Raw genomic sequence first — 17,298 nt, forward strand, 5'->3', positions numbered from 1 at the left:
CCCCCGGCACGGCACCGCGACCCACAACGCACCCGCAGGCGCTACGCGCCCCCCCCACCCCACCCGCACAGGCGCCGCAGGCATCAACGCGCACCGCACCCCCACCACCCGCACGGACAACCGCACGCGCCCCGCCCCACCGCCGGAGGCACACCGCAGGCATCCCCGGCCCAACCGCCGGAGGCAACCCGCTCAGGACGCCACCAGCTCCCGCAACTCCGCCACCGGCGCCTGCTGCACACGCGACGTCCGCCACAGCCACAGGATGTCCCGGCCGAACGACCAGACCAGCGCCGCCAGAGCCACTGCCGCGACCGCGAACGTCGCCGCGTACGGAAGGAAACCGGACGCAGCCAGCAGCAGGAACACGCCCTGCATCGCGGCGACCGTCTTGCGGGCCGTGCTCGGCGGGAGCGCGGCGTTCAGCCAGGGCCAGACGCGGGCGGCGGCGACGAAGCCGTAGCGCATAACGCCGATCAGCAAGACCCAGGGGCCCAGCGTCATCGAGACGTACACGCTCAGCACCAGGATCAGGAACGCGTCGACCTCCATGTCGAAGCGAGCGCCCAGCGCCGTCGACGTGCCCGTACGACGGGCGACCTTGCCGTCGACGCCATCCAGAATCAGGGCCACCGCCGTCAGACCGACGAACAACGTCACCGGCGGCGAGCTCTCGAAAGAGTCCGCCACCAGCGCCGTCACACCACCCACCAGCGTCGCGCGGCCGAGGGTGACCCGGTTGGCCGGGCCGAACGACTGCAGCCTGGAGCGGTGCAGGGCCCGCGACAGCACGGCCCACGTGGCGATGGCGAAGGCGAGGCCGGTCAGCCAGCCCGCCGGCCCCATGCCGATCGCCGAACCGAGCAGGGCCAGCAACAGGATCTGCACGCCCGCTCCCACAGCGGTCTCCTGCTGGACCAGCCTTGCGTCGTAAGTGTTGTTCAGGGCCACCGCACATTCCTCCGGCCAGGTGACAGAGTCGATCAAGGCCGCGTACTGTGCGCGACCTGTGCACACCTCGGTACGTGGACAGCTCGCAGATCGTTCAGGAGGATCCCGATGAACCGCAGCGCACATGCGTTCTGGATCGGCTCTCCGGGGAAGGGAGAGATCCGGGAGGTCGCCCTTCCGGAACCGGGCGAGGGCGACGTGCTGGTGCGGTCGCTCTACTCCGGGGTCAGCCGGGGCACGGAGACACTCGTGTTCCGGGGCGGGGTCCCGGAAAGCCAGCACGCGGCCATGCGAGCGCCGTTCCAGGAGGGCGAGTTCCCCGCCCCGGTGAAGTATGGCTACCTGAGCGTGGGGGTGGTGGAGGAGGGTCCCGAGGAACTCGTCGGCCGTACGGTCTTCTGCCTGCATCCGCATCAGACCCGGTACGTCGTCCCCGCGAGCGCGGTGACCGTCGTACCGGACTCCGTGCCCGCCCGGCGCGCCATCCTCGCCGGCACCGTCGAGACCGCCGTCAACGCGCTCTGGGACGCAGCTCCCCTGATCGGCGACCGCATCGCCGTGGTCGGCGGCGGCATGGTCGGCTGCTCGGTGGCCGCCCTGCTGGCCCGCTTCCCGGGCGTACGGCTGCAGTTGGTCGACGCCGACCCCGGCCGGGCGAAGGTCGCCGAGGCCCTCGGCGTCGGATTCGCCACGCCCGACGAGGCGCTGGGCGAGTGCGACCTGGTCGTCCACGCCAGCGCCACCGAGCAGGGCCTCGCCCGCTCCCTGGACCTGCTCACCGCCGAGGGCACGGTCCTCGAACTCAGCTGGTACGGCGACCGGCAGGTGAGCCTCCCGCTCGGCGAGGCCTTCCACTCCCGGCGGCTCGTCATCCGCAGCAGCCAGGTCGGCACCGTCTCCCCGGCCCGCCGCGCCAGCCGCACGTACGCCGACCGGCTCGCCCTCGCCCTCGACCTGCTCGCCGACCCGGCTCTCGACGCGCTCGTCACCGGCGAGAGTGCCTTCGAGGAGCTGCCCGATGTCATGCCGAAGCTCGCCTCCGGGGAGATCCCGGCGCTCTGTCACCGCGTCAGCTACAGGGACACGCCCTGACGGACTCGTTCAATACGGGACGAGCAAGAGCGCCTGACCTGAGAAAAGAGTGAGAGACCGCTGAACAACGGGAAGCGAAGAGCCGTACTACACGGCATCCCCGGCAGCGATCAGCGGGGGATGAGGAGCGCACCGCCTGGAGGGTCGTCCGTTGTTCAGCATCACCGTCCGCGATCACATCATGATCGCCCACAGCTTCCGCGGCGAGGTCTTCGGCCCCGCGCAGCGCCTGCACGGAGCGACGTTTCTGGTGGACGCCACGTTCCGGCGCGAGCAGCTGGACGACGACAACATCGTCGTCGACATCGGGCTGGCCACGCGGGAACTGAGTGCCGTCGTCGGCGAGCTGAACTACCGGAACCTCGACAACGAGCCCGACTTCGCCGGGATCAACACCTCCACCGAGTTCCTCGCCAAGGTCATCGCCGACCGGCTCGCCGAGCGGATCGAGAAGGGTGCGCTGGGCGAGGGCGCCAAGGGTCTCGCGGGTCTGACCGTCACGCTGCACGAGTCGCATGTCGCGTGGGCGAGTTATGAGCGTGCGCTGTGACCGACGTGACCCTGGAAAAGCCGGCACGGCCGGAACAGCCGAAGACGGAACAGCTGAAGGCGGAGAAGGCCAAGCCGGAGCAGCCGAAGCCGGAGAAGGCCAAGCCGGAGAAGGTCAAGCTCGGCTATGTGCCCGTCCAGCACTCCGTCCTGAAGAACGCCGAGATCATCCCCATGTCCCTGCGCTCCGTGCACTTCGTGATGCCGGGCGGCGTCGACGACCCGGCCGTGCCGAGCGGCGGCAACGCCTATGACCGGCGGGTGAGCCTGGATCTGCCCGGCTTCGGCTGGCAGGTGCACAAGCACGCGGTGGACGGCAGCTGGCCCCGCCCGGGCGCGGCGGCCCGCGCGGAACTCGCCCGCACGCTGCGGGAGTTCCCGGACGGCACGGTCGTCCTGCTCGACGGGCTGGTGGCCTGCGGGGTGCCCGAGATCATCCTTCCGGAGACGGAACGACTGCACCTCGCGGTCCTCGTCCACCTTCCGCTCGGCGACGAGACGGGACTGGAGCCCGGCCTCGCGGCGGAGCTGGACGCTCGGGAACGCACCGTGCTGCGGGCCGTCCCCGCGGTCATCGCCACCAGCGACTGGGCGGTCCGCCGCCTCGTCTCCCACCACGGCCTGGCCCCCGACCGGGTCCATGTCGCCGCCCCCGGCGCCGACATCGCCCCCCTCGCGTCCGGCACGGACGGCATGTCGAGGCTGCTGTGCGTGGCCGCCGTCACGCCGAGGAAGGGGCAGCACCGGCTGGTGGAGGCGCTGGCGGCGGTGACCGACCTGCCGTGGAGCTGTGTGTGCGTGGGCGCGCTGACCCAGGATCCCGAGTACGTGGCCGACCTGCGGTCCCTGATAGCGAGGCACGGCCTCGAGGACCGGCTGGTCCTGGCGGGCCCGCAGGCCGGCGCCGAACTCGACGCCAGCTACCACGCCGCCGACCTCATGGTGCTCACCTCCTACGCCGAGACGTACGGCATGGCCGTGACGGAAGCGCTCGCGCGCGGCATTCCCGTGCTGGCGACGGATGTCGGAGGCCTGCCGGAGGCGGTCGGCCGGGCCCCCGACGGCGGCGTCCCCGGCATCCTCGTGCCGCCGGAGAACCCGGCCGCGATCGCCGCCGAGCTGCGCGGCTGGTTCGGCGAGGCGGACGTACGCCGCCGACTGAAGGCGGCGGCCCGGGCACGCCGGGCCGCCCTGAACGGCTGGGCCGGCACGGCCCGCAGCCTGGCCGCGGTACTGGGCCGACTGCCTAACGAACCCCGGAGGGCGGCATGAGGAAGACGGCAACGACACAGAGCGGGGGGACGATTCCGGCCCAACCCGGCCCGAGGGACGCGACGGACTCGACAACAGGGGGCGACATGAACGGCGTATCCGTACCGGCGGAGGCTGACGCGGACGCCGTGATTCTCGGGGCCGGGCCCAGCGTCCGTCCCGGTGAGCAGGCCACCGTACGACTCAGGGACGCCGGGCCGGACGATCCGCCCCGCTATGCCCCCGAGTGGCTGGAGCTGCGGGAAGGCGCCGATGCCGCCGCGCGGGCGCACGACTTGCTGGACCCGCTGCGGATCCGGCTCGCCAACCTGCCGGGGCGGTCCGGCCTGGTCATCCATGACCTGGGCTGCGGCACCGGCTCCATGGGCCGCTGGCTCGCGCCCCACCTGGACGGCGCCCAGCACTGGGTCCTGCACGACCGCGACCCCTACCTCCTGCACTTCGCGGCCGTGGCCTCCCCGCGCTCCGCCGCCGACGGCAGCCGCGTCACGGTCGAGACGCGCCGCGGCGACGTCGGCCGCCTCACCTCGGACGCCCTCACCGGTGCCTCCCTGGTGACGGCCTCCGCGCTGCTCGACGTCCTCACCCGCGAGGAGGTCGACACCCTCGCCGCCGCCTGCGCGGGCGCGGGTTGCCCGGCGCTGCTGACGCTCTCCGTCGCCGGCCGCGTCGAACTCACCCCGTCCGACCCGCTGGACACGGAGATCGCCGAGGCGTTCAACGCCCACCAGCGGCGCTCGGGGCTGCTCGGCCCGGACGCGATCACCGTGGCGGCCGAGGCCTTCTCCGAGCACGGCGCGACCGTCCAGGTGCACCCGAGCCCCTGGCGACTGGGCCCCGGCGAGTCGGCGCTCATGGCCATGTGGCTGCGCGGCTGGGTCGGCGCGGCGGTCGAGCAACGCCCCGAACTCCGCGAACGCGCCGACCGCTACCTGAGCGACCGCATCGCCGCCTGCGAGGCGGGCGACCTGCGCGTCGTGGTCCACCACAGCGACCTGCTGGCACTGTGCCGACCGACGGGCGGAGCGTCATGACCGTGGAGACGGTGGCCAGGGCGCGCGCCGAACGACGCAACGGCAAGCCGCGCAACCGGTGCGCGGACCCGTCCCGCATCGGCGTCATCGTCACCGAGCCCCGCCCGGAAGCGGCCACCTCCGGCGCACCACGCCCCCGCACCCCCCTCCTCGCCTCCGTCCGCACCTTCCTGTCCCGCCTCAACACCTCCACCGTCCGCACCCACCTGGGCACCGCCGTCGGCGTCGCCATCCTCGTCGTGCTGTTCTGGCGGCTCGGTACCGGTGTCTTCCTCGACGGGCTGCGGCGGATCGACGGGCCCGCGCTGTTCGCGGCGCTCGGGATCGGGGCCGTCACCACCGTCTTCAGTGCGTGGCGTTGGCAGTTGGTGGCGCGTGGGCTGCGGATCCGGCTGCCGTTCGGGCCGGCCGTCGCCGACTACTACCGCGCCCTGTTCCTCAACGCGGCCCTGCCGGGCGGCGTCCTCGGCGATGTGCACCGGGCCGTGCGGCACGGGCAGAGCGCCGGTGACCTGGGGCGCGGTGTGCGGGCGGTCGTTCTGGAGCGGACGGCCGGCCAGGTCGTCCTCGCCGCCGTCGGTGCCGTCGTTCTGCTGACCATGCCGTCACCGGTGCTGAACGAGGCCCGGAACCTCACGCCCGTCGTGCTGTTCGCCGCGGCGGGCGCGTTCGCCGTCGTGGCCGCCGTTCGTATGAACCGCGCGCCCTCCCGGCGTGACCGGTCGCACCCGACGGCCCGGCGCACCACGCTCGGCGAGGCACGGGAAGCCCTGCTGTCCCGCCGCAACGGGCCCGGCGTCGCCGTCTCCTCCGCCGTCGTCCTCGCCGGTCACCTCGCGATGTTCGTGGTCGCCGCACGGGTCGCCGGCACCACCGCCTCCGTGGCCGTCCTGCTGCCGCTCGCCGTCCTCGCCCTGCTCGCCATGGGTCTGCCCCTGAACGTCGGCGGCTTCGGCCCCCGCGAGGGCGTCACCGCCTGGGCGTTCGGTGCGGCAGGGTTGGGCGCCGACAGCGGACTGGCCGTCGCCGTCGTGTACGGCGTGCTCAGCTTCGTGGCCGCCCTGCCCGGTGTCCTCGTGCTGGCCGCCCGCTGGTACTCCGGTCTGCGCGCCGGCTCCGGGCCCGCCGCCGCCGGGGCGGACCCGGAAACCGGCCGCTATGCCCTTGCGTCTCCCGTGTCCCGTACGGAATCGTCCGCGGAGGTCAGCAGTGACACATACGCGCCGAAGGAATCGGCGAGGCTCGCCAGCAGCCGCTTCCCCTTTTCCGCGGAGCCCAGCGAAGGACGGCCTATGACACCCGAATCGGTATAGGCGGACATACCGAGGGTCAGTAGATGGCGGCGGTCGTCCGCCACGAAATCGGAAGTCTCATAACCGGGTCGGATCAATTCGGGATGAGCGTGCAGAAGGATGGAGGTCTCAATTTCCCCCGCGTGCATGTCGGTGAGCAGCGAGGTCTCCACTCCCGCCCGCTCCCGCGCCGCCTCCCAGTCCTCCGGGGCCGGGAACAGCGCCATTCGTTCGCCGCGCGCGGAGGACTCCTGAACGACATTGCCCAGTACGTAGTTGCCGCCGTGCCCGTTGACCAGCACCAGGACGTCGACGCCGGACCGGCGGAGCGAAGCCGCTATGTCCCGTATCACCGCATGAAGGGTCACGGAGGAGATGCTGACGGTCCCCGGCCAGGCCGCGTGCTCGTGCGAGCAGGAGATCGTCACGGGCGGAAGGAGGTGCACCGGGTGCACTGCGGCGATCTCGCGCGCGATGGCGCAGGCCACGAGCGTGTCGGTGGCCAGCGGAAGGAACGGTCCGTGCTGCTCGAAGCTCCCGACGGGAAGGACCGCGACCTGTCGTGAGACGCCCGCACCTCGCGTCCGTACGTCCTCGGTGGTGTCCGCCGGCACCAGCGAGTGGGCCGCCGGCTGCGTCTGCGAATCACTCATCTTTTTCCGGCCTTTCGTCTCTGCTTAGGAACTGAAGAATCATGACAGAAAAAATTGGTGTCCTCGGCAAGAAGTCCGCACAGCGGACGCAGCGTTCCGGAGTGGAACGCGTGGTGAATGCCCCCTTGCCCACCGTGTACGGGGAATTCCGCGCGATCGGTTACCTCGACCACGACCGCGGTGACGAGCAAGTGGCCCTCGTCTACGGCGAGATCGGCACGGAGGACGTGCTCACCCGGCTGCACTCCGAGTGCCTGACCGGCGACGCCTTCGGCTCCCAGCACTGCGAGTGCGGCGACCAGCTCGCCTCCGCGCTGCGCGCGGTCGTCGCCGAAGGACGCGGCATCGTCGTCTACTTGCGGGGCCACGAGGGCCGCGGCATCGGCCTGCTCGCCAAGCTGCGCGCGATGGCCCTGCAGGCGGAGGGCCTGGACACCGTCGAGGCCAACCTCGCGCTCGGCCTGCCGGTGGACGCCCGCGACTACGGTGTCGCCGCCGAGATCCTGCACGACCTGGGCGTCAACTCCGTCCGCCTGATGTCGAACAACCCCCGCAAGCGGGAGGCGTTGCTGCGGCACGGCATCCAGGTGGCGGAGCAGGTTCCGCTGCTGATACCGCCGTGCGAGAACAACATCACCTATCTGCGCACCAAGCGGGAGCGGCTCGACCACCACCTGCCCCATCTGGACGCCGTGGCGCACTTGTCCTGACGAGGCGTTCCGCTGGATTATGCCGCGATGTGCCGTCGTTCGTCTGCGGCGTCGTCGTGGCTGGTCGCGCAGTTCCCCGCGCCCCTTTGGGGCGCGGCAGAACCGACGCCAGTCAGGAAGGTGGGCCTGTGAACACGCACGCGAACGTCGTCATCATCGGCGGCGGCGTGATGGGCACCAGCATCGCCTACCACCTCGCCCGCGCCGGCGTACGGGACGTCCTGCTCGTCGAGCGGGACGAGCTGGCCTCCGGGTCCACCTCGAAGGCGGCCGGCGGGGTGCGGGCGCAGTTCTCCGACGAGCTCAACATCCAGCTCGGGGCGCGCAGTCTGGAGGCGTTCGGCCGGTTCGAGGCGGACACCGGGTACGACATCGGGCTGCACCGGGTCGGCTATCTGTTCCTGCTGTCGACCCCGGAGGAGGTCGCCGGCTTCGAGGCGAGCGTCCGGCTGCAGAACTCCCTCGGCGTGCCGAGCCGGATGATCGCCCCGCCTGAGGCGCAGCGGCTTTCCCCGCTGATCATCACCGAGGGACTGCTGGCCGCCGCCTTCTCGCCGGACGACGGCCACTGCACCCCCGAATCCGTCGTCCAGGGCTACGCGTCCGCCGCCCGCCAGTACGGCGCGCGGATCTTACGGCACACCGACGTCACCGGCATCGAACTGCGCGGCGACCGGATCACCGCCGTGACGACGACCATCGGGCGTATCGCCACCGACACGGTCGTCTGCGCGGCCGGCGCATGGTCGCGGGCCGTCGGCGCGATGGCCGGCGTGGTCCTGCCGGTGGTGCCGCTGCGCCGCCAGATCGCGGTCACCGAGCCGGTAGAGGGGCTGCCGCCGCAGCTGCCCATGACCATCGACTTCACCACCAGCCTCTACTTCCACCGCGAGGGCCCCGGCCTCCTCCTCGGCATGTCCGACCCCGACGAGCGGCCCGGTTTCGCCACCGACACCCACGACCGCTGGATCCCCCGCCTGGCCGAGGCCATGGAGCGCCGCGCCCCCGCGCTCCTCGACCTGCGCCGCACGGGAGGCTGGGCGGGCCTGTACGAGGTCACCCCGGACCACAACGCCCTGATCGGCGAGGCGACTTCCGTCTCCCGTTTTCTGTACGCGACCGGCTTCTCCGGCCATGGCTTTCTTCAGGGACCGGCCGTCGGCGAGGTCGTCCGCGACCTGTACCTCGGCCGCGCACCCTTCATGGACGTCAGCCCCTTGAGCGCCGACCGGTTCGCGGCCGACGCCCCGCGCCCGGAGGCCAACCGCGTATGACCGAGCTCCATCTGTGGCTGCGCGGCACGCTGCGCCCGGAGGGGTGACTGCGTGCCCGGGACGCCGTCTTCGAGGAGCTGTGGACCGGTGACGACGCCCGGATCACCGCGCCGGCAGAGGAGTCGGCGGGCCGCGTACCCCACCACCCGGTGACGATTCAGTCCCCGGTGACGGCCTCGTGCACGAGCCGCTTGAGGTCCTGGAACATCGTGTGCGAGGACTTCGGCCGCACCTGCGTCATGAACTGCACCGTCAGATCGCGGGCCGGGTCCACCCAGAACGTGGTGGTCGCCACACCGCTCCAGCCGTACGTGCCGAGCGTGGAGGGGGCCCTGGTGCGGGTCGGGTCGATCACCACGGAGACGCCGAGGCCGAAGCCGATGCCGTCGTTGCCGGGCTCGTCATGGGCGGGGCGGCTGCCGAAGGCGCGCAGATCGGCGCCGCCCGGGAGCTGGTTGGACGTCATCAGGTCCACGGTTTCGGGGGCCAGCAACCGGGTGCCGTCGAGTTCGCCGCGGCGGCGCAGCAGTTCCATGAAGCGGTGGACGTCGTGCGCGGACGCCGCCAGACCACCGCTGCCGGACAGGAAGCGGGGGCGGCCGTGCAGCGGGAGGCCCGGGATCGGCTCGATACCACCGTGCTCGGTCTCGCCGTACAACTCGGCCAGCCTGCCCGCCTGTTCGTCGCTCACGCAGAACCCGGCGTCGGTCATCCCGAGCGGCCCGAAGATCCGCTCGGCGAAGAACTCGTCGAGCGACCGCCCGGACACGACCTCGATGACGCGGCCCAGGACATTGCTGGCGACCGAGTAGTTCCACTGTGTCCCCGGCTCGAACTGCAGCGGCAGACTCGCGTACACGTCGACTGTCGTGGCCAGGTCGGAGCCCGGCAGCACCGCCGACTCCAGGTTGGCGTCGCGGTAGAGGGCGTCGACGGGGTGCGTGTGGTAGAAGGCGAACGTCAGCCCGGCGGTGTGGGTCATCAGGTGCCGGACGGTGATCGGCCCGTCGGCGGGGCGGGTCACCATGTCGGCGCCGGATCCGCTGACGTACACCCGAGGCTCGGCGAAGGCGGGCAGGTGGCGTTCGAGCGGGTCGTCGAGCGACAGCTTGCCCTCCTCCACCAGCAGCAGCGCGGCGACCGAGGTGACCGGCTTGGTCATGGAGTAGATCCGCCACAGCGTGTCCGCCTCGACCGGCAGCCCGGCCGCGAGATCGCGGTGGCCGTGCGTGGTGAGGTGGGCGACGCGGCCGCCGCGGGCGACGGACACCAGGTAGCCGGGCAGCCGCCCCTCGTCGACGTAGTGGGCGAACTGCTGGTCGAGGCGGTCCAGCGCCTTCGCGTCCAGTCCGACCTCGCCCGGGTCGACCTCTTGTGTCAGCAGTGCCATCGCTCTCCTCCGAATGCGTACGACGAGGACGCGCTCCGGCATACCCCGCCGGAACGGCCTCTGACCTCATCGTCGCGCAGGTACGCGTGTACGGTCCTTCGATTGCTCATGATCGTCGATCGCCGCTCCGGGCCGCCCCGGAAGCGCACGGCCCGGCACCGCACCGGCCAGGGCGAGGGCGGCGAGGACGATCAACGGCAGCGCGGGGCCACCACTCGATTCCATGAGCGCGGTCGCGGCGGCCACGCCCAGCACCGGCCCGACGTTCATCGCGGTCTGCTGCAGCCCGCCCGCCACGCCTGCCGACTGCACGGCGGCCTCCCGTACGACGCCATGGGTCGCCGCCACCATCACCGTGCCGAATCCGGCTCCCACCAGGGCGAACCCCGCGCACAGGGTGACCGTGGCCGACGCATCGGAGAGGACGAGGATTCCGAGCGCGAGGACCACCATCGCCCCCACGGCCGTACGGCGGGCACCGGCCCGGCGCAGCAGCACCGCGCACGAGGGCGCCGCCACCACCATGAGCAGGGCCAGCGGCAGACTGCGCAGGGCGCTCTGCAACGGGTCCAGGCCGAGCGTGTCCTGCAACAGGAACGTGCCGGCGAACAGCGCGCCGGACAGCGCCGCCGACGCGGCCACCAGCATGCCGAGCGCCGATCCGACCGCCGCCGATCCGACGAGGTCCGGCGGCAGGAGGGGGTCGGCCGTACGGCGCTCGTGCCGGACGAAGGCGGCGCAGGTGACCGCGGCGGCCGTCGCTGTCCAGACCCACCCCGGCAGCGCGACGAGGGCGTGGACCAGGCAGGCCAGGGTCACCGCGAGCAGCAGCGCGCCGGGCACGTCGAGCCGGGCGGGGGAGGTGTCGTGCGGGGACCGCACGGCGAGGGCGAGCCCGCCGAGGGCGAGGGCGGGGACGACGTTCAGGAGGAACACCACCCGCCAGCCCGGCCCCGCCACCAGCGCACCGCCCAGCACCGGTCCGACAGCGGCTGCCACGCCGATCGCGGCGGTCCGTACGGCGATCGGCGTCCGCAGCCGGTCGGCCGGGAAGGCGGCCCGCAGCATCCCGAGCGTGGCCGGCTGCAGCAGCGCCCCGAACACCCCTTGCACGACCCGCAGCCCGATCACCCAGCCGACACCGGGCGCCAGGGCGATGCCCGCCGAGGCGGCCCCGAAGCCGAGCATGCCGAGGCCGAAGACCCGGTGGTGCCCGTACCGGTCGCCGAGCCGCCCGGCGAACACCAACAGGCTTGCCACCACGATCAGATAGCCGGTGCTGGTCCACTGGACCTCGGCGAAGGAGGCGCCCAGATCGCGTTGCAGGGCCGGCTGGGCGACGGTCAGGACGGTGCCGTCGAGCGCGACGATCACGGCGCCGACGACACTGCTCGCGAGAGTGAGCCGCGGGTTCACTCGCCCTCCGGCCCGAGGTGCGCGTCCAGGACCGACCGCAGCAGGGGTACGAAGTCCTCGGCACCGCTGGCGAGTTGGAGGCTGCCCCAGCTCCACAGCTGGGCGATCCCGTGCAGACCGGCCCACAGCGCGCCCGCGACGAGCCGGGCGTCGGCGTCGGGGCGGGCTTGACCGACCAGCTCCACCAGGCGGCCGAACAGGGGGAGGCTGGTGTCCCGCAGCCCCAAGTAACCGCTGGCCAGCAGATCATGACGGAACATCAGCTCGTACATGCCGCGATTGCCCAGCGCGAACTCCAGATAGACGCGCCCCAGCGCCGTCAGCCGAGCCCGTGGGGACGCCGTACCGTCGCCGTCGGCAGCCGTCGCGCGACGGGCGAGCTCCTCGAAGCCGCGGCGGGCGATGGCCGAGAGCAGCTCCAGGTGGGTGGCGAAGTAGCGGCGCGGGGCGCCGTGCGAGACACCTGCGCGGCGGGCGATCTCCCGCAGGGTGAGGGCCTGGGCGCCCTCCTGGGTAACGAGATCCACGCCGACGTCGATCAGTCGGGTCCGCAGCCCCGTATCGGGTTCATGTACTGCCATAGACACTGTCTACCAGTGAGGAGTAGACAGTGTCTACGGGGCTGATATCCAGGCGGGAATGCCCGGGCTCCTGGGCAGGGTTGATCCAGGCATGACTGAGGACGCCACCCAGAACGCACTGCTCGCGCTGCTGTCCGAGATCCGCGGCGGGGTGCTGGTCACCCTCAAACGCGACGGCCGGCCGCAGCTGTCGAACGTCAGCCACGCCTACTACCCCGACGAGCGGATCATCCGCGTCTCGATCACCGACGACCGCGCCAAGACCCGCAACCTGCGACGGGACCCCAGAGCGTCGTACCACGTCACGACCCCCGACCGGTGGGCGTACGTCGTCGCCGAGGGCACGGCCGATCTCACGCCGGTCGCGAAGGACCCGTACGACGCCACGGTCGAGGAACTCGTCCGGCTCTACCGGGACGTCCTGGGTGAGCATCCGGACTGGGAGGACTTCCGGGCGGCGATGGTGCGGGACGGGCGGCTGGTGCTGCGGCTGCGGGTGGAGCGGGCGTACGGCATCCCGAAGGGGACCAATCGGGGCTGAGCCTCCGTCACCTCGCCCACCGGCAGCTAGGGGTGATCCACTGCGAGCGACGCGGAGACAGGGACGGGGGAGTGCGCGGCATGGTGGATCCGCCCCCACGACGCCTCGCGAACTGGACGACGTAGCCCGCCTGATGCACGAGAGCGTGCGAACGGACCCGCAACTCGCCCGCTGCTGGGCCCAGTTCGCACGCGGTGTACGGCTTCCCGGGACGCCCGGCGCCCTCGACCGCCCCTGTCTGCCCGCCGCCGGGTGTCAGTGGTGGGCAGTACGGTCCTGGTGCGGGCGGGCGCGACCGTGCTGGCGCCGTTCGACGGCCACCACATAGTGATGGCGGCCCCGGAGGGCAACGAGTTCTGCGTCGCGGCTGCCTCCGCGTGAAACGGCCCCCGCATCGCCGTCGGCGAGCTCAGCGGGTACGGGCCGCTCCGCCCGCGACCGCGGCGGCGGAATCGGTGTCCGCCTCCGCGGACGCCTCCTTCACCCAGGTTTCCAGGCACATGACGAACTCGGTCGCCCGGTCCGCCCAGTTGAGGTCGCAGCGCGCCGCCTCCCAGCCCCGTACGGCCGCGCGCAGGCGCATCTCCGGGTCGATGCGAAGACGCCGTACGGCCTGCGCCGCCGTGGCCGGGTCCTCGTACGGCACGACGAGACCGCAGCCGTAGCGCTCGACGAGGTCGGCCGCCAGCGGGGTGGGTGTGGTGACGAGGGGGACGCCGTGGGCCATGTACTCCACGGCCTTGGTGGGCCGTGAATGCCGGTAGTTGGGCTGGTCGTGGAGGAGGGAGAGTCCGGCCAGGGCCCCGGAGAGCAGCGGCAGGGCGCGGTCGTTGGCCAGGTACCCGTGCCAGCGCAGCACGCCGTCCCCGTCGGCCTCGGCGAGCGCGTCCCGCACGTCGGGGTCCGCCGCGCCGATCACCTCGACGTGGATGTCCGGCACCAGCAGCCGTGCCGTCTCGATGAGCTCCAGCGCACCCCGCGCCCTGGAGAGGTGCCCGAGATAGACGACCCGGTCGTCGCCCGGCGGCTCGGGCGGCTCGGGGGGCACCGTCGTGAGGTTCGCCACCACGGGGTGCGGGCGGCGAAAGCGCCGCTGGTAGGCGTCCTCGGCGAGCAGCAGCCGCAGATGCCGTTCAGCCAGTCGTTCCGCCGACCGCACGGCCAGGCGCAGCGGCGGTCGCAGCGGCCGTGGCACCCAGCGCTTCATCACCAGCGCCGCCGCCGTGTCCTCGTGCACGTCCCACACCGTGACCGGGGCGCGTCCCTCGCGCCGCCATCGGCGCAGCGTGCCGGGCAGGGCGAGCAGCAGCTCCGGGTCGTGCAGCAGGACGACGTCCGCCTGAGGCCCACGCTCGGCGAGCAGGGTGCGGGCCGCACGCAGTGCCGTCCGGCGGTCCCGTCCGGCGGCCCGGGGCAGGTCCACGCCCTCGACGTACGGGCGTGGCGCCACCTGGCGGGCGGCGAACGGCGCGGCGTACACGATCCGGTGACCGCGCTCCCGCAGGGCGGCGATCTCCCGGTGCAGGATCCGGGCGTCCTCGGGGTGGTGGACGACGGTGACGACGAGTATCCGCATGGAGCACGCACCTTTCGACTGCCCCGAGATCCAATGCACCGAGGTAACGCGCCCCGGCCGGCCTGAGAGCCCCCGGACCCACTGCCCGGAGATCCACCGTCCCGGGAGACGTGCCGGTCACAGCACTTCGACGTCGGGCCGGAAGATCCGCCCCCGGGTGTCGAACAGCAGCCGGGCCGCGTCGCCGAGGGCCGGCAGGTCGTAGGCCGAGTGGTCCTGGAGGAGGATCGTCAGGTCGTGCTCGCGCACCGCCGCCATGACGTCGCCGACGCGTGGGACGCCCACCCCGTCCACCGACCACAGCCGCACGTGAGGATCATGGAAGGACACCTCGGCCTCCCGCTCCCGCAGCAGCCGCGCCACCGGCACCGCGGGCGACTCCCGCTGGTCCGCCACGTCCGGCTTGTAGGTGACCCCGAGCAGCAGCACCCGGGAACCGCGCAGCGGCCGGCCGGCGGTGTTGAGCAGGTCCTGGGCGCGGCGCACCACGTATTCGGGCATACGCCGGTTGATCTCCTGGGCGAGCTCCACGAACCGGAACTCGTAGCCGAGCGACGAACGCACCTTGTACGACAGGTAGTTGGGGTCGATGGGTATGCAGTGCCCGCCGACGCCGGGGCTGGGCCGGAACGCCTGGAAGCCGAAGGGCTTCGTGCCGGCGCAGCGGATCGCGTCCCAGAGGTCGACGTGCAACTCGTGGCTGATCACGGCCAGTTCGTTGACCAGGGCGATGTTCACATGGCGGTAGGTGTTCTCCAGCAGCTTGGCCATCTCGGCCTCGCGGGTGCCCTTCGCCTGGACGACGGTGTCGACGAGCTTGCCGTAGAACGCGACCGCACGCGCCGCGCATGACGGGGTGCAGCCGCCGACCACCTTCGGTGTGGTGCGCAGCCCGTGCGTGGTGTTGCCCGGGTCGATGCGCTCGGGTGAGAAGGCCAGCGCGAAGTCCGCGCCGGCGCGCAGCCCCGACTCCTCCAGGAGCGGCCGTACGACCTCCTCGGTGGTGCCCGGATACGTCGTCGACTCCAGCACGACGAGCTGCCCGCGCCGCAGCCGGCCCGCCACCGTGCGCACGGCGGCCTTCACCGCGCTCAGATCGGGCCCGCCGTCCTCGCTGAGCGGGGTCGGCACACAGATCACCACGGTCTGCGCACGGGCCAGACAGGCGTCGTCCGTGTACGCGGTGAAGCCGGCCGCCCGCATCCGGCGGACATCCTCGTCGGAGACGTCGTCGACATGGGAGTGCCCGGTGTTGAGCGCCTCCACGACCCGGGGATCGCGGTCGAGCCCCACCACCCTCAGGCCGATCGACGCCGCCTCACGCGCGAGCGGCAGTCCGACGTATCCCAGCCCGATCACCGCGAGTTCCACGGCGTCGGGCCGTTCTGCTTCCCCGAGCGGTTCGCTCGCTTCCCCGAGCGGTCCGGTCTGGTCGACCTGCATAGGGACTCACCCCGCCTCAAGGCATCCAAGGGCGCGGTACGCGTCACGGGTTGTGGCGGCGGCCCGCTGCCAGGTGCGGTCACGCGCGACCATCGCGCGGGCGGCTGCTCCCCACTCAGCCCGCCGCTTTTGACTGTAAATGAGCATTTCGAGTTCATCAGCCCAGGATTTTTGCGATCTATCCTGAATTAGTCGTCCGTTAACCTCTGGTTCGACCAGCTCTCTGAGTGCCGTGACGTCACTCGCCACCACGGGGACACCGCTCGCCATCGCTTCGACCGGCTTGAGAGGGGTCACCAGATGGCAGACGCGCTCGTCGGTGCGCGGCACCGCGAACACGTCCAACACGGCATGGAAGTCCCGCACTTGGGCGTGCGGCACCCGGCCCGTGAACAGGGCGGTCCCGTCGTCCAGGCCCAGCCGGGCGGCCAGCCGCTCCAGCGCGGGCCGCTCGGGTCCGTCGCCGACGATCAGCAGCCGCACCGGGGCGCCACGCCGGCGCAGCTCTTCACCCGTATGGAGCAATGTGTCGAGCCCCTCGTGCGGGGTGAGACTGCCGACCGTGCCGACGACGAACTCCTCCGGCGCGATCCCGAGCCGGGCGCGCACGGGCGCCCCGTCCGGCAGCGGGGCCAGAAACGCGTCGTCCACGGCGTTCGGCACGATGAGGACCCGCTCCTCGGGCACCCCGCGCCCCACGATCTCGGCCTTCATCGCCTCACCCAGCGTCAGCACCAGATCCGCCTCACGCATGCAGGACGTCTCCAGAGCGCGTCGCGCCCGGTATGTCTCGTCGTCCCGGCTGCGCCCCGGCGCCTGGGTCAGCCAGGTCTCCTCCAGGAAACCCCGCACCTCGTAGACCACCGGCAGCCCGTAGGTCTCCCGCAGGGCGAGCGCCACGCGCCCGTTGCCGTGGTCGGTCGCGGCATGCAGGACGGCCGGTCGCAGCCGTTCCACCAGCCGGGCGGCCAGGTCGGCGTTGCGCGCCAGCGCCGCGGCCTGCCCGTACGGCAGCCGCAGCGGCAGCAGCCGGTGCTGCGGCACCCCGCCCACGTGCTGGGACGGGCGAGCGTCCAGCACCCCCTGGGTCACGGGGAAGCCGATCCGGGTCACGACATGCGGGTCCAGCCCCGCCGCCAGCTGCGCCTCGGCCAGCTTCTGCGTGCGCACGGTGTAGCCGGCGTGCCGGAACGGCAGCCCATTGGTGACCAGATGCAGCACCCGGCCCGGCACGGGCCGAAATCGCCGGCCGACGGGCGCGGGCACCCGCGTGGCGGACGGCGCTGCCACCGGCCCGGCGCTGCGGGCACGCCCGGCGAGCCGCACTTCGAACGGCCGCAACCGACGGCGGGCACGCCCCGGCACCAGCCGCACCGCAAGCAACGCCGCCCGCAGCGGATCCTGCCGCAGTTCGCCAAGCGCCACGGAGGCGGCCAGACTGAGGGCACGCAGAACATAACGGGACATACCGCAAAGGTAGGCCGCAACGCTGAGCAAGTGCCCACCAACTGTCACTGTCCCAAG

General features: G+C 72.2%; 15 protein-coding genes and 2 pseudogenes. 9 read left to right on the forward strand and 8 right to left on the reverse strand.

Annotated elements, in window-relative coordinates; genetic code table 11:
- Positions 1 to 192 precede the first annotated feature (192 nt).
- Positions 193 to 951, reverse strand: coding sequence for a CDP-alcohol phosphatidyltransferase family protein (locus ACQEV2_RS35515; protein WP_433055026.1), 759 nt, complete (start codon positions 949 to 951; stop codon positions 193 to 195).
- A gap of 108 nt (positions 952 to 1,059) precedes the next feature.
- On the opposite strand from ACQEV2_RS35515, the gene ACQEV2_RS35520 reads away from it, so the two are divergent.
- The 5 genes and pseudogenes from ACQEV2_RS35520 to ACQEV2_RS35540 all read left to right on the forward strand — a co-directional run.
- Positions 1,060 to 2,043, forward strand: a complete 984-nt coding sequence (locus tag ACQEV2_RS35520) for a zinc-dependent alcohol dehydrogenase (RefSeq protein WP_433051070.1) — start codon at positions 1,060 to 1,062, stop codon at positions 2,041 to 2,043.
- Positions 2,044 to 2,194: 151 nt separating this feature from the next.
- Positions 2,195 to 2,593 carry a 6-pyruvoyl trahydropterin synthase family protein gene (locus ACQEV2_RS35525; RefSeq protein ID WP_433051073.1) on the forward strand — a complete coding sequence of 133 codons (399 nt, stop codon included), beginning with the start codon at positions 2,195 to 2,197 and terminating at the stop codon, positions 2,591 to 2,593.
- A 128-nt stretch (positions 2,594 to 2,721) separates the two neighbouring features.
- A complete protein-coding gene (locus ACQEV2_RS35530; protein WP_433055029.1) occupies positions 2,722 to 3,864 on the forward strand; it encodes a glycosyltransferase family 4 protein in 1,143 nt (380 codons plus the stop codon).
- Entirely contained in the window at positions 3,861 to 4,898 is a 1,038-nt protein-coding gene (locus tag ACQEV2_RS35535) for a trans-aconitate methyltransferase (RefSeq protein ID WP_433051076.1), read from the forward strand. The genes ACQEV2_RS35530 and ACQEV2_RS35535 overlap by 4 nt, the downstream gene beginning before the upstream one ends.
- A pseudogene (locus tag ACQEV2_RS35540) lies at positions 4,895 to 5,908 on the forward strand (lysylphosphatidylglycerol synthase transmembrane domain-containing protein); the annotation flags it as partial. The gene ACQEV2_RS35535 and the pseudogene ACQEV2_RS35540, both read left to right, overlap by 4 nt.
- Before the next feature lie 146 nt (positions 5,909 to 6,054).
- Here ACQEV2_RS35540 and ACQEV2_RS35545 read toward each other — a convergent pair.
- Positions 6,055 to 6,843, reverse strand: a complete 789-nt coding sequence (locus ACQEV2_RS35545) for a creatininase family protein (protein ID WP_433051079.1) — start codon at positions 6,841 to 6,843, stop codon at positions 6,055 to 6,057.
- 41 nt (positions 6,844 to 6,884) lie between these two features.
- Between ACQEV2_RS35545 and ribA the strand changes: the two genes are divergently transcribed.
- Positions 6,885 to 7,553: a GTP cyclohydrolase II gene (gene ribA, locus ACQEV2_RS35550; RefSeq protein WP_433051082.1), complete on the forward strand. Its 669-nt coding sequence runs from the start codon at positions 6,885 to 6,887 to the stop codon at positions 7,551 to 7,553.
- A 128-nt stretch (positions 7,554 to 7,681) separates the two neighbouring features.
- Positions 7,682 to 8,827, forward strand: coding sequence for an NAD(P)/FAD-dependent oxidoreductase (locus ACQEV2_RS35555; RefSeq protein WP_433051085.1), 1,146 nt, complete (start codon positions 7,682 to 7,684; stop codon positions 8,825 to 8,827).
- A 157-nt stretch (positions 8,828 to 8,984) separates the two neighbouring features.
- Here the strand turns inward: ACQEV2_RS35555 and ACQEV2_RS35560 are convergent, their stop codons facing one another.
- The 3 genes from ACQEV2_RS35560 to ACQEV2_RS35570 form a co-directional block, all read right to left on the reverse strand.
- On the reverse strand, positions 8,985 to 10,217 hold the full coding sequence (locus ACQEV2_RS35560) for a serine hydrolase domain-containing protein (RefSeq protein ID WP_433051088.1): 1,233 nt from the start codon (positions 10,215 to 10,217) through the stop codon (positions 8,985 to 8,987).
- Between the two features lie 66 nt (positions 10,218 to 10,283).
- Positions 10,284 to 11,633, reverse strand: a complete 1,350-nt coding sequence (locus tag ACQEV2_RS35565) for an MFS transporter (RefSeq protein WP_433051091.1) — start codon at positions 11,631 to 11,633, stop codon at positions 10,284 to 10,286.
- The gene (locus ACQEV2_RS35570) at positions 11,630 to 12,214 is read right to left on the reverse strand and encodes a TetR/AcrR family transcriptional regulator (RefSeq protein ID WP_433051094.1); all 585 of its coding nucleotides are present in this window, start codon (positions 12,212 to 12,214) and stop codon (positions 11,630 to 11,632) included. The genes ACQEV2_RS35565 and ACQEV2_RS35570 overlap by 4 nt, the downstream gene beginning before the upstream one ends.
- Positions 12,215 to 12,305: 91 nt before the next feature.
- Here ACQEV2_RS35570 and ACQEV2_RS35575 point away from each other — a divergent pair, with 91 nt between their 5' ends.
- Together ACQEV2_RS35575 and ACQEV2_RS35580 are read left to right on the forward strand one after the other, a co-directional pair.
- A complete protein-coding gene (locus tag ACQEV2_RS35575) occupies positions 12,306 to 12,755 on the forward strand; it encodes a PPOX class F420-dependent oxidoreductase (protein ID WP_433051097.1) in 450 nt (149 codons plus the stop codon).
- Between the two features lie 78 nt (positions 12,756 to 12,833).
- Positions 12,834 to 13,136 (forward strand): annotated as a pseudogene (locus tag ACQEV2_RS35580) (VOC family protein); the annotation flags it as partial.
- Between the two features lie 28 nt (positions 13,137 to 13,164).
- Here ACQEV2_RS35580 and ACQEV2_RS35585 read toward each other — a convergent pair.
- The 3 genes from ACQEV2_RS35585 to ACQEV2_RS35595 form a co-directional block, all read right to left on the reverse strand.
- Entirely contained in the window at positions 13,165 to 14,331 is a 1,167-nt protein-coding gene (locus ACQEV2_RS35585) for a glycosyltransferase (RefSeq protein WP_433051100.1), read from the reverse strand.
- A 117-nt stretch (positions 14,332 to 14,448) separates the two neighbouring features.
- Positions 14,449 to 15,774 (reverse strand): nucleotide sugar dehydrogenase, encoded by a 1,326-nt coding sequence (locus ACQEV2_RS35590; RefSeq protein WP_433051103.1) that lies wholly within the window; start codon positions 15,772 to 15,774, stop codon positions 14,449 to 14,451.
- A 6-nt stretch (positions 15,775 to 15,780) separates the two neighbouring features.
- Positions 15,781 to 17,241 (reverse strand): glycosyltransferase family 4 protein, encoded by a 1,461-nt coding sequence (locus ACQEV2_RS35595; protein WP_433051106.1) that lies wholly within the window; start codon positions 17,239 to 17,241, stop codon positions 15,781 to 15,783.
- Positions 17,242 to 17,298: the final 57 nt, after the last annotated feature.

The organism is Streptomyces sp. CA-251387 (assembly GCF_050936625.1).
In the GTDB taxonomy this organism is placed as follows: Bacteria; Actinomycetota; Actinomycetes; order Streptomycetales; family Streptomycetaceae; genus Streptomyces.